Source organism: Paenibacillus uliginis N3/975, from assembly GCF_900177425.1.
In the GTDB taxonomy this organism is placed as follows: Bacteria; Bacillota; Bacilli; order Paenibacillales; family Paenibacillaceae; genus Paenibacillus_AQ; species Paenibacillus_AQ uliginis.
This window is the reverse complement of sequence record NZ_LT840184.1, coordinates 3063346-3075737: the sequence shown is the minus strand read 5'-3', so window position 1 is coordinate 3075737 and position 12392 is coordinate 3063346. Positions and strand designations below refer to the sequence as shown.

At 37.2% G+C, this 12392-nt stretch carries 10 protein-coding genes and 1 other annotated feature; of the genes, 1 reads left to right on the top strand and 9 read right to left on the bottom strand.

What is annotated here, in order from left to right; translation table 11 throughout:
• Positions 1-439: 439 nt before the first annotated feature.
• The 7 genes from B9N86_RS14460 to B9N86_RS14430 all read right to left on the bottom strand — a co-directional run bounded on the left by B9N86_RS14460 (position 440) and on the right by B9N86_RS14430 (position 8742).
• Entirely contained in the window at positions 440-976 is a 537-nt protein-coding gene (locus B9N86_RS14460; protein WP_208919895.1) for a hypothetical protein, read from the bottom strand.
• A gap of 509 nt (positions 977-1485) precedes the next feature.
• On the bottom strand, positions 1486-2964 hold the full coding sequence (locus B9N86_RS14455; protein WP_208919894.1) for an Lsa family ABC-F type ribosomal protection protein: 1479 nt from the start codon (positions 2962-2964) through the stop codon (positions 1486-1488).
• Between the two features lie 404 nt (positions 2965-3368).
• Positions 3369-4427, bottom strand: coding sequence for a Cfr family 23S rRNA (adenine(2503)-C(8))-methyltransferase (locus tag B9N86_RS14450; protein WP_208919893.1), 1059 nt, complete (start codon positions 4425-4427; stop codon positions 3369-3371).
• 1293 nt (positions 4428-5720) lie between these two features.
• Positions 5721-6266 (bottom strand): DUF1700 domain-containing protein, encoded by a 546-nt coding sequence (locus tag B9N86_RS14445; RefSeq protein ID WP_208919892.1) that lies wholly within the window; start codon positions 6264-6266, stop codon positions 5721-5723.
• Positions 6267-6270: 4 nt separating this feature from the next.
• The gene (locus tag B9N86_RS14440) at positions 6271-6603 is read right to left on the bottom strand and encodes a PadR family transcriptional regulator (protein ID WP_208919891.1); all 333 of its coding nucleotides are present in this window, start codon (positions 6601-6603) and stop codon (positions 6271-6273) included.
• 397 nt (positions 6604-7000) lie between these two features.
• Positions 7001-8170 carry a serine hydrolase domain-containing protein gene (locus B9N86_RS14435; protein WP_208919890.1) on the bottom strand — a complete coding sequence of 390 codons (1170 nt, stop codon included), beginning with the start codon at positions 8168-8170 and terminating at the stop codon, positions 7001-7003.
• Positions 8171-8565: 395 nt separating this feature from the next.
• Positions 8566-8742, bottom strand: a complete 177-nt coding sequence (locus B9N86_RS14430; RefSeq protein ID WP_244563095.1) for a PadR family transcriptional regulator — start codon at positions 8740-8742, stop codon at positions 8566-8568.
• Between the two features lie 152 nt (positions 8743-8894).
• Between B9N86_RS14430 and B9N86_RS30970 the strand changes: the two genes are divergently transcribed.
• Positions 8895-9290 (top strand): DUF11 domain-containing protein, encoded by a 396-nt coding sequence (locus B9N86_RS30970; protein WP_210190680.1) that lies wholly within the window; start codon positions 8895-8897, stop codon positions 9288-9290.
• Between the two features lie 101 nt (positions 9291-9391).
• Here the strand turns inward: B9N86_RS30970 and B9N86_RS30005 are convergent, their stop codons facing one another.
• Together B9N86_RS30005 and gltX are read right to left on the bottom strand one after the other, a co-directional pair.
• Positions 9392-9577 (bottom strand): hypothetical protein, encoded by a 186-nt coding sequence (locus B9N86_RS30005; protein ID WP_210190679.1) that lies wholly within the window; start codon positions 9575-9577, stop codon positions 9392-9394.
• A 321-nt stretch (positions 9578-9898) separates the two neighbouring features.
• On the bottom strand, positions 9899-11557 hold the full coding sequence (gltX, locus tag B9N86_RS14415; RefSeq protein WP_208919887.1) for a glutamate--tRNA ligase: 1659 nt from the start codon (positions 11555-11557) through the stop codon (positions 9899-9901).
• Positions 11558-11601: 44 nt separating this feature from the next.
• Positions 11602-11840 (bottom strand) — a binding site (T-box leader).
• Between the last annotated feature and the right edge of the window lie 552 nt (positions 11841-12392).

The following is a 12392-nucleotide window of genomic DNA, read 5'->3' as shown; positions in this document are numbered from 1 at the left end:
GGCTATTAAGTATTACTTATTACACGTACATCGTAACACCGAGTAGCAGAGGGTGTCAACTATTTTTAAATTATTTTTGCAACCTCACTAAACTCCTCTAATCGCCCAAGTATCCATGTTCTTGTCAATTTCGGCAAAGTATATAAGTTCTTGTCATTGATTTAGGACAAGAACTTGGGTACATATAACAAAAAAAGCCGCAGTTTATGCGGATTTCAATACCTATATGTTCTTGTCGTCCGTCAGTTTTGTAAACAACAATACAATTCGACATCGCAAAAAAGGCAGCCGGTATCATAATACCGGCTGCCCTTATATGGTCTTTTTAACTCTTTTTGCTCCAAGTATCTTTTAACGGTACGACACGATTAAATACAAGACGTTCACCGGTTCCGACTTGCTTGTCGTTTTATTGAGCTATCGTTCCCCGTTAGTTCAATCATTTCCTACTTTCTTCTTCAAACTCCTTGATTAACTCTTGGGACCTTTTCATTGCTTCCTGCCTGTCTTTCGCTGGTGCTGTGATCATATGTCCGTTTGATGGGGACCACTGGTCATCATCATCCATAACTTTAATTGTAAATTCAGAGAATTTATCATCAGTATATACCCAACCGTAAGTGAAAATATCAGGCTCTATTCTACCTTTATCATCTATGATTCGAAAAGCGGAGAAAATGGTTGTAAAATTATGACCATCGTAATGCAACTCTAATTCTGTTCTATCTTTAGGAATTTGAGGAACCTTACTTCCTTCAAAGTCAATTACACCTTTAAAGGTTCTTTTGCCATTTATATGATTTTGCAATTTCCCATCAAGATGTACTTTTATACGCTCGATTATTCCTTCCGTTCCTAGTTGATAATAAACACCATTTACTGTCTCTGAGTACCGCTTGGGTATGAAGTACCCAATAGAGAATATACTTACAATTATTGCAACTATCGTAAGTAAAACAGCAATTTTTCGCTTCATTACACACCTCCTTTATTTTTTCAGGCTCTTCCTTTAATAAACGTAAACATACTCACTAAGTTGCACTATCCTGCCCGTTAGCTTAATGACGGCGGAGCCATACTCGAGCGCTAACGTTTCATTTTGGCTTGTTTTAATTTGAATAAGGTTGTACCCGGGCACACTGCTTCAACATACGTACTGTTAGTCTCGCCAGAATGTAGGCATTTTTGTGTCATTATCCGACAATGTAGGAATATTTGTGCATTTCTTCATGACACAATTTCTCCTACATAAATAACAAAAAGCCTGATCCATCAGGCTTTCTTCACATTTAATATGTAGGTAACTTTGTGTCATTAGACATTTCATATCGCTTATCAAGAAGTTAAATTAAAAAAAGATAGATAAATTAAAGGACATTACATATTAGTCATATAAAATATGTAATGTCCTTTTTTATTTAAACAAACGCACCCTATAGTTTAAAAACCTGGTTTACTGATTATATCTTCAATTCTCATATTCAACTACATAGATATAGTTTTTGTTGCAACTGTTTGTTGAAATGCCTGATCATGCTCAACAATAACCATTGTGGGATTAAATATTTGAATAAGCTCTTCAATCTGCATGCGCGAATAAATATCAATAAAATTTAACGGTTCATCCCAAATATATAAATGAGCTTTTTCACATAAACTTTTGGCTATAAGCAGCTTTTTCTTTTGTCCACCAGAATAATGGGATATATCTTTCTCAAATTGAATTCGGTCAAAATCCATCTTACGTAGGATTGATTTAAATAACGTTTCATCAATCTCATGCTCTCCAATAAAGTCCGATAACAGTCCCTTCAAATGAGAAGTATCCTGTTGGACATAGGAAAGGATAAGTCCAGAACCTAAATTCAATGAGCCTGTATGCTGTATCGGATTTCCTAAGATTAGTTTAAGGATACTACTTTTTCCGCTTCCATTCTTTCCATCAAGTACAATTCTGTCACCTGGTTCAATCTTAAAGCTAATTGGCTTATTCACTATTTGGTCATCGTACTTAACAGACAAGTTAGACAACACAATCAATTCTTTTGACTGAAATTCCAATGGTTCTAATTTTAATGACTCGGTTTTTTCCACATTTTTTAGCAGTTTTGACTTTTCTTCAATAGCTTTTTGTTGCCTTGATTCAATGTTCTTTGCTCTCTTCATCATCTTTGCCGCTTTATGTCCTACAAATCCCTTGTCCAACTTAGAACCTGAATTCGTTGTCCCATTTTTTGAAGCTTCCACTTGATTAGACCAACCTGCTGAACGTTTTGAGGAATCTTTTAATCTCCCGATGTCTTTTTGTAGACGCTCATTCGTTGCCTCTTCATGTTCCTGCTGTCTATCAAAATTTAACTTCCATGAAGAATAGTTACCACTTTGAACTTCAATATTTGCCTTATTTATAGATAAGATGTGGTCAACGCATCCATCTAAAAAGATTCTGTCATGTGAAATTAAAATAAACCCTTTTTTCTTCTTTAAATAACTAGAGACAATCTTACGTGCATCAGTGTCTAAATGATTGGTAGGCTCATCGATTAATAGGAATTGGCCTTCATTCAAAAATAGTGCGGCAAGCAATACCTTTGTTTGTTCTCCATTTGATAATGTTATAAATGGCCGATACATGACCTCGGCATCAACATTTAGATAGGATATTTCACGAAGAAATTCCCAATCTTCTGCTTGGGGGCAAATTTCTTCAAGGATTTCATAGGTATACTTATTTTTATCCGAAACTGGATAAGGGAAATAATTAAATTCTACCGAAGACGTGATTATCCCACTATACTCATAATTCCCTAATAACAGATTAAAGAATGTTGTTTTACCTCGTCCATTTCTACCGATAAATCCAAGTTTCCAATCCGTATCTATCTGAAAGTTTACGCCTTCAAAAATATTGTCAAAGCTGCTTGGATAAGAAAAAGTTAAATCTTGCACTTGTATCATTGACATGTTAATTCCTCCGTATAAGTTTGATAGATATTAGCGACTTATACGGAGCATTACATGTGTAACGATGGTGTCTGAATTACTCATTTCTTTCTCCCCCTTATTTAACAGTTAAAAAATATCAATCTTTCTATGAGAGAATAAAAAAATCCCCCCAATTTGTAATTGGAAGGATTAGTCTTTCACTTAACTCAAATAAGTTCGTTGTTACCATCAGAATCATGGTTATTCAAGTGAAAACTGATTTATAAAAATGGATAGACTAACCCTATATTTTGTAGTTTGAAGTTATTCATTTCAAATAAAAATATAGATTAGTTAATCATTGTCCTTCATCAGTCCTCTCATAATTGTTCTTTAATATTAACAATTTTTTTAGTAGAATACAATACCAGCATCAGCTCCTCTCAATACTGCTTGTTGCTCTTTTGATAATTTCCATACAATTGACCACAAGCAGCATCTATATCAATTCCAAATTGACTTCTAATGGTAACATTAATGCCTGATGATTTTAATTTTTTGTAAAAATTAACAACATGACCTTCATCAACTTCACCAAACCTTAAAGGAGAACTGACGGTTGGGTTATATCTGATTAAATTTACATGATATAAACGTCCTTCTTTATATCGACCTTTTAACAGTCTTACAACTTCTTCAGCATGGTCGATAGAATCATTCACACCAGGTAACATAATATAAGCAATATATACTTTTCTTGATGTTATTCGTATATGCTCATCTAATGTGTCCAATACATCTAATAATGGATACCTATCATTAATCGGCATCAACTTACTTCGTTGTTCATTAAAAGGAGAATGTAATGAAAACGTCAAATTGACTTGCGGATAATTCAGCGTCATTTTTTTTATACTCGGAATAATACCAATAGTTGAAATAGATAACCTACGTGGGCTCAAAGCAAACAACGTAGGATCAGTAAGTACATCTAAGGCATCAAAAACTTGTACATTGGCTAACGCTTCCCCCATTCCCATAAATGAAATACTATCAATGGAATGGCCTTGTAAATAAAAATGGAGGATCTGGTCAGTTATTTCATCTGAAGTCAAATTTCTTTTTAATCCAATGTCACCTGTTGCACAAAATTCACACCCAAAATTACATCCGCACTGAGAAGATATACAAAATGATTCCCAACCAGCTTTATATTTCATATTTACCGTTTCTATTTTTTCATTTCCGGAAATTTCAAATAGGACTTTAGTGACTTGCTCTGAATGTTGTTCCTTTAAAGGAGCAATATCTAAAATAGACTCTCCAAATTCTTTAACTAAATTCTCTCTTAACGATTTTGGAAGTACATTAATTTCGTTGAATTTATCGATTCTTTCCTTAAAAATGGCATTCAATATTTGTTTCATTCTAAAATTAGGGTAATTATGCTCCCTTAAGAATTCTTTTATTCTTCTATACTTATTGCTTTGTTTTAATTGCATCTTTTTCATCCTTCCGTAAGACTCTCTAGTTTTATAGGAGTACATAGAAAGGAGTTGTCTATCCCTTAAGTTAAAAATAAACGCAAAAAAAAGCACTGATAGAATTATCGGTGCTGAACTTTAAATGAAAAATATGCACAAATAAATAAACAAGGACTCTAAGTCAATGCTTTATAATTTATTTGCCATAGAGGCAAAGCTCCGATAACTGTTTTAGTATGGTTGTATAGCATAAAAAAGGACAGACTACTCCCTTTGTCCGCTAAACAATTACCAATTTTTACATTTTTACCATACAGAATTCTAAAAACAGTTAACATTGCTTGCACCTCCCTTTGTCAAATTTATTATTAAGTAATCTAGCATAAAAGTGAATATATGTAAAGTATAATTTGAGAATTATTGTAAAACTAACCTGCCCGTTAGCTTAAGAAAAAGCAGCCGATCATATCGTCCTCCGACAGCACTTTTCTACATTTTCAAACTCATCTGTCCCTATCCTGTTTTTTAGTATAGATTATTTTTATACTTACGTTCGCTCTCTAAAATATCGCCCCGGAGAATAACGCTAGGGGAAGCGTTTAAGGCGCAGGGAAGTAATCCCTGCGCCGGATAATACATGGATGTCATTTGTTTCTTGTATGGCCCCGGGCTGAATCTCCGGAACGGTATTCCGTTGATAGCCCAGCCGATATCACGCTATAGACTTTTTGCGGCTTCCATCAGTTGCTCTTTTGTCATAGCAGGTGAGTCGCTTCCTAACCTATAAATGATCGTCTGCCCTTCTTTTTCGGTCATCCAGCTAATTTCTTGGTAGAAATGGCTGTCGGTATATACATAGGAATCGTTTTTAAAATAATGGGCCGAATGTCCATTCAGCTTGTCTCCTCATTTGTTTAAACGGATATTAGACAATTATCTAATCGGTAATCGGAACATGCTCTTGTCCTTTACGGCAATGGGTACAAGTTCTTGTCCTCGACTTGGGACAAGAACTTGTACCGTTAAAACAAAAAAGCCGCTATAATAGCGACTTTGAATGGGACTATGTTCTTGTCCCTCGACAATAAGATGCCTTTTAAATCCCTTCCCTGTGTGTCAGTAATAAAAAGCCACTGATTCATTTTGATCAGTGGTTTTTAAACTTGAATTCATCGGTTAATCCAGGCTTTTTCCAATGTTTATTCTAAGGGTAAACACTACACTTAATCAATACCAACAACCTGCCGAACTTGGTCCGTATAACTCTCAAAACGTTCGTTGGTCTATGAATGACCGCCGCGCCCCGTTCTTTTAATACAATGTTTTCTTTTTCTGACTAATTGCGTGTATGTATTTAATTGTAAGTTTCCATAACACTTTCCCCAACCAAAACATCAACACACCAACCACAATAGAAATTGGTAAGAACTGCATTGGGCTTGGTGTAAATGCTCCCATTTCGATTGTTATTCCGGCAATATCATATCCCATAAGATACCCGACAAATTTAATAATTCCGCCTATTGGTGTAATAACTCCACTAATCATTAAAGCAATGGAAAGAGTACTGATAATCGGCAAAAGAAACATACCGCTGACGCCTGCAAAGCTGCTACAAAATGCAAATACAGCGCCGAATTTACGCCAACTAAATTTACTGTTCTTTGAAATAGCTTCACCTAAGTATGCTTTCGCTAATTCTTTTGGGTTTCCTAACCGTTCGATGATTTGCTCAGAAGTAAGGCCATTATTTTGCAACTCAAGCATTACACTTTTGATTTCTTTTACAATGTCAATACGCTCGGAAGCGGACATAGCTTTCAAATACTTTTCAATTTTTTCAAGATAGTCATCCATAATTTTACACTCCTTTAATTTCTGATATAGCAATTAATAAATTATCCCATTCTAAGGACATAGCGTTTAAGTATTCGTTTCCTTTTTTTGTAATGGAATAATATTTTCTCGGTGGCAAACCCTCTGTACTTTCTTGCCAAGATGAAGAAACATATTCTTCTTTCAATAATCTTCTAAGCAGAGGATAAATTGTATTTTCTTTTGCAGCAACAATAGGATACTGCTCTAACTTACTTATGATTTCATACCCATAATATGGTCGCTGCTTTATTAGCAATAAAATACAATATTCGAGTGTTCCTCGCTTAATTTGTGATTTCCAATCTTCGACATCCATGTACTGTACCTCCTGCATATACATCGTACAACACAGTACATCATTTCGTCAATAGAACCATTACCGTACTGCCTGTCTCTTGTGCAAGTTTTTGAAGAATATATGGAGATAGATATCGCTATAATTTTTCAGCGAACAAATAAACTCATCTTGAATCGATAGATTCATACAAAAACGCCATCCTATCCTATGATTCTACAGAAAGAATAGCGCATTTTTTCATTTTAAGGAGGATTATATTTTATTAGCTTAATAGCGTTGGGTTGCCGCCAGAATTCCAAAGAGCCCCAAACTAATTTTTGAAAGTAAGTTGGGGCTTGGGCTTTTGGACCAGAAAGGTATATTTTTAACTATAAAAACTACAACAAAATTTCCCTTTTTTTCGTTTTCCTTTTTGCTACTTGCTAAATTCAGCAAGCAAAATATTTTTAAAAGGATTAGGACTGTTATCTCTACCCAAACTGTTCAAACTGACGACTAACGTATGCTTGCCTCCAAGTGTACCTCCAGCAATAGTAGAAAACCCTAGAATGCCACCTGTGTGTCCCCATATCGAGACACCGTTTGGAAGCTTAGTTTCAAAGATTCCAAGACCATATCCATCGATTCCTGCTCTTCCTGTAGGAACTGTAGTAAGCATTTGTTTTAGTTGCTGTTCCTTCAGTAATTTGCCACCGAGCAAGGAAGAGAAGAATTTATTTAAGTCGTCAGCAGTAGAAATCATATCTCCAGCCGAGCTACCTGCACTTGGGTTATAATATGTAACGTCTTTTATCTCACTTGCTTCGTCTGGTTGGGAATATCCCCGAGCATGCTTGGTGCCTGGAATAACGCTTGAATTGCCAGGTAGGAATGTATCCGACAATTCAAGTGGTTCAATAATCCGATTTTCAATCTCTTCCGCGTAGCTGTTTCCGGTTAATTTTTCAATAAGAATACCCAGTAATACGTATCCTGTGTTTGAATAAGACCATCCCTTTCCTGGGACAAAGTCTGGGGGCAGAGAAATCCCCATCTTCACTATTTCTTCAGCCGTATACGATTTTTTTGTATCCATAAAATCAGCGTCTTTTGACCTTGAGTATTCAGCGATACCACTTGTATGGTTCAATATCTGCCGGATGGTAATCTGTTTACCATTATATCCGTTTCCTTGAATGACACCAGGCAACCATTTTTCGATGGAGTCGTCTATATTCAAGCGGTTCTCTCCAGCTAATTGAAGTACAACCGTTGCGGTGAACGTCTTCGTCACGCTGCCAATGCGAAAGCGAAAATCTGTTTCCATTGGTTTCTTGGTGCTCAGATTCGCTACCCCAGCGGCATAACCCCACGTTTTTCCACCCTCAGAAGTTTTAGCAAGTATCCCCGGGAATCCAAGTTGCAATGTATCCCGCATTGCTTGCTTGACGGAATTATGATCTCGTTGAGTGCTTGTTTGTAACGAACTAGATACATTTTGAGTGGGCTCTGCTTTTACAATTGAGGTTGGCGATGTGTATAGCAGGGAACTTCCAGTTATTAGAAGGGCCAGACTTGCAAATGTAATTTGACTACGTATTTTCATAAGGCATTCCTCTCCTCTATTAATATTGTATAGGTGGTAGCTTGTTGTTCCATATTAATCACGCAACTATCATCACAAATGACTCATTCTGTCCTAACAAGCGGTAAATGCCTCATTTATTCACATGTATGTTAACCCCATATGATTTCTTTCACGGTTTAGACTCCTTCATTACTCGACATTTGATATTCTGCATAAAACAGTATAAAGCGTATTTAATCGTTTGATTTTATGGCTTGTTAGAGTCATACCACCATGTTAGCCCTCTGTTGTAGTTACCTTGTGATCTTATCGACCTCGATCGCACCGCCATTACTTAAAAGTATTATTCAGCGAATCAGATTGCCTTCTTTTATGTGACCTTTTTATTAAAGATGTCATTAACCTGATTTGGATCACCATAATCTTCTAAGCAGTGGATGAATTGTATTTTCTTTTGCAGCAACAATAGGATACTGTTCTAACTTACTTATGATTTCATACCCATAATATGGTCGCTGCTTTATTAGCAATAGAATACAAAATTCGAGTGTTCCTCGCTTAATTTGTGATTTCCAATCTTCGACATCCATGTACTGTACCTCCTGCATATACATCGTACAACACAGTATATCATTCGTCAATAGTACTTCTGAATAACACGGCAACGTCAGCCTCCGATGAAACAGGTGAGACATCTTCGACAGCAACCATTACCGTACTGCCTTCCTCGCCAGAGCTAACGATGGTCAAGAGTGTGGACCGTACCGTTGCGTTGCCCGGCGATACCGTTTCGTTTACCTTTGAAATCCGCAATAAGTCGAACTCGCCGCTCACTGATTTGCATTTTGTCGATGATTTCCTTGGTCTTGATAAGACCGTGGAGTTCATCCCAGCCGGTTTCTTCATTAGGCTGTCCCGTACCTTCACCATTCCTGCGGACATACGCGGGGAAACGACAATCGTTAATACCGCACTGTTAAGCAGCGCACAAACTGAACCCATAACTGCCACGGCAGAAGTAGCCACAACCGCGGATCCAAAACTCGCGATTAGTAAAGCAGTAGTCCCTTCTACTGCTTTTCCTGGTGAGATTGTGTTCTTCAACATAACAGGCATTAATATCGGGAACGTGCGTTGACTAATATCCAATATAATGAACCGCTCCTTGGATTAGTCGGAACCGTTGCTTTGCAGGATGTTGGAGCTTTCCAGACCCTAATTGTCCCCTTTGCTGTTCCTTTAACAGCAAGTCTTGGAGATATCATTGAATATACGATCATCGTGAACACCGCCCAAATAGGTCAGCAAAGCGCTTGCCACGCTGTTGTTTGAACCGGCTTCCCATGAGATCCGAAACCAGGCCACAGCCGTGTTCCGACTCAACGGAATTGGTCCATTGTTTTCCCGTTCCAACATCGTTATCATTGAAGTAGAAGAACATGAAGAGTAAGTCCATGCATCAAACCAAAACTCCAACCCGTATCCGAGGTTGGAGTTTTTTTGTTAGCTTTTACTATTTAAAGAATCATACTTCGCAGAGCAGATTCCATAGCTATTTTAACGCATTGATTAATAGTTCCAGACTCTCTGCAACTTGCTCCCTCTTGTCCTGACAGGTGTCATACACTATATAGCTCTCATTTTCTTTCTATAAAAAATAAGTTGTTTTTCTCACCTCATCTGATCATGATCCCTAAACCCAAACCAGCAGAAAAAAATGACCGGTTTTCGACCGGTCATTTTACTTTAAATCCTTATAAATCTCTGCATTCGTTCAAAAACCCTATTTTCGCCCATTACTTTCATAATATCAAACAAATCAGGTGTATTGGTTCTGTTAGTTAGAGCGACCCTAATTACCATTGCTACATCACCAACATGCCCCTTGTAACTGTTAGGGTTGGCTTTATATTGCTTCATATCCTTTGCAAATCCGAGTTCCTCAGCAAGTTCTTTAATTTCATGGAACCAAGCTTCCTTTTCATTATTAAACCTATAAGTTTTGCTGAAACCTAGTACAATTTCTTTCGCAACATCAAAACTTACATTTGTAGGTAACTTATAGCCACTCAATACATCCTTTTCAAACCATTCGTCATAAAAGAAAGCAATCATTGTCTTCACATCTGACCACTTTGAATAATCTTTTCTTGGTTTCTCAATTGTTCGACCTATATTTAGAATTTTAACAGTGTATTCCTTATTCTTGTCAATTAAAGTATATAGCTCAGTATCAAATTCCTTTGACCAAGTGTATAAATGGTCAAATACTTGTTTACCCGTGAGCCTTGAGATAACATCCTTGCTGATGTCACCCAGTTTATTCATGTCTAATAAGGCACCACTGGCATTCATTTTATCAGTATAGATAAAAAAGTCTCTAAATGATTTATGAGGGGTTGCCATCCTCCATTCTTCAAAGTCAGAATTGATGAGATTCATGAAGTATTCACCTATAGCCATTCCTGAGTATCCTTGTTCTTTGTAATACTCAGCGGTACCATCAAGATCCTTGCGTTTACTGAATTTCCGTTTAGAAGCTCCGACTTGCTTCATTATTGGAGCAATATGTCCGTATTCCGGTATTCTAAAACCTAAGGTTTCAAACAACTGAATATGGGTAGGCACAGATGAAAGCCATTCATCGCCCCTAATGACATGGGTTGTACCCATCAGATAATCGTCTATAGCATGAGCAAAGTGATATGTTGGTAAACCATCCGTTTTCATAATAACAATATCTTGGTCATTTTCAGGTAACTCAATCGGACCTTTCACCAAATCATGGTACTTTATTCTCGTATCTGATGACCCTAAAGATCTAAGTCTAATAACAAACGGTTTACCATTTAAAATCTCTTCTTTGGCTTGCTCAAAAGAAATATCTCGATGTTTAGCCCATTGACCATAATAACCTGTTGTTACTTTTAAGTTCTGCTGGCTTATTCTTATCTTTTGTAAATCGTCCGCATTACAGAAGCAAGGATATGCTAATCCATTTCGCACTAAGTGCTTAATAAATACCTTATAGATTTGTATTCGTGAGCTTTGTTTATAGGGTCCGTAATCACCCTTATCATCACCTGATAAGGTAGGTCCTTCATCAAAATGAATCCCGAAGTATGCCAATGAATTGATAATGTTTTCGATGCTGCCTTTTATTTCGCGTTTTTTGTCTGTGTCTTCGATACGCAGGAAAAATACCCCATTACTTTGGTGAGCTAATCTCTCCGATATTAAAGTTGCGTAAAGCCCCCCAATGTTTAATAGACCTGTTGGGCTTGGTGCAAAACGTGTTACCATAGCAGATGAAGACAAATTTCTTGGCGGATACAGTGAGTAAATATCAGTCGGTAACTGCCCGACATCCGGAAATAACAGTTCTGCCATGTTCTCATTTGACATATCATATCCCCCTATAGGTTCAAAATAAAAAGCCCTTCGTCCTGTTAAAGGACGAAAGGCTTGCTTCCGCGTTACCACCTAAATTGGTTAAAAACCCGCTCATTATGCAGCAATTCATTATATTGCCGCACATTTCTTTAACGGGAAATCCCCGGTAGACCTAATTCAAATTTTCGGTCTACTGCTCCAAGGCTTCTTTCATTAAGCTCGAATACCCAATTTCACCAGTATGGGCTCTCTAAGATTCGAGTGATTAATTACTCTTCCTCTTCATTACATTTAACAATATGTGGATATACTTGCTAACACAATAATTTATTATTACCAAGTTGTCAAGAATCTAATCGGACTTGGAATATCTCAAACATGGCCACCGTCACCACACAGCAATCTTTATCTTAACTAATCTGCAGCAGTTCATTAATTCTGGCTCATCTGCCCATTAGCTTAAAGAAAATGGAGCAGCTGCCGTGGCGGCAAACTGCTCCCTGGATCATTGAACTAAGTTCCCCGTTAGCGCATTTACCTACATTTCCATTCGATAAAATGCTCATGAAATAAAGAAAAAGGACGCCCACAACGTTGCGGGCGCTCTCCTTTGATTCCGGCATTCTGACAAAGAAACACATGCGTGTCGCATGGAGTGAAAAAGTTATTTTTTCTTTACTGGTATCCAAATTTCCCCAGTAATAACCAGTCCATGCCTATGATTTCGTCGATGGTTGCCCCGGCATTTAAGCGCCTTCCATGTGATAGCAAGCAACTGCATTTATCGCAGCGGCTGACTATTGATATGGCTAATCCCATAATGGTGTATTTACCCTAACTGGCGTTT

Coding starts and splice junctions, on each gene's coding strand:
- B9N86_RS14450 (WP_208919893.1), bottom strand. CDS start 4,427: ATGCAATTAAAACAAAGCAATAAGTATAGAAGAATAAAAGAATTCTTA.
- gltX (WP_208919887.1), bottom strand. CDS start 11,557: ATGTCAAATGAGAACATGGCAGAACTGTTATTTCCGGATGTCGGGCAG.
- B9N86_RS14430 (WP_244563095.1), bottom strand. CDS start 8,742: ATGGATGTCGAAGATTGGAAATCACAAATTAAGCGAGGAACACTCGAA.
- B9N86_RS14435 (WP_208919890.1), bottom strand. CDS start 8,170: ATGAAAATACGTAGTCAAATTACATTTGCAAGTCTGGCCCTTCTAATA.
- B9N86_RS14455 (WP_208919894.1), bottom strand. CDS start 2,964: ATGTCAATGATACAAGTGCAAGATTTAACTTTTTCTTATCCAAGCAGC.
- B9N86_RS14460 (WP_208919895.1), bottom strand. CDS start 976: ATGAAGCGAAAAATTGCTGTTTTACTTACGATAGTTGCAATAATTGTA.
- B9N86_RS30005 (WP_210190679.1), bottom strand. CDS start 9,577: ATGATAACGATGTTGGAACGGGAAAACAATGGACCAATTCCGTTGAGT.
- B9N86_RS14440 (WP_208919891.1), bottom strand. CDS start 6,603: ATGGATGTCGAAGATTGGAAATCACAAATTAAGCGAGGAACACTCGAA.
- B9N86_RS30970 (WP_210190680.1), top strand. CDS start 8,895: ATGGTCAAGAGTGTGGACCGTACCGTTGCGTTGCCCGGCGATACCGTT.
- B9N86_RS14445 (WP_208919892.1), bottom strand. CDS start 6,266: ATGGATGACTATCTTGAAAAAATTGAAAAGTATTTGAAAGCTATGTCC.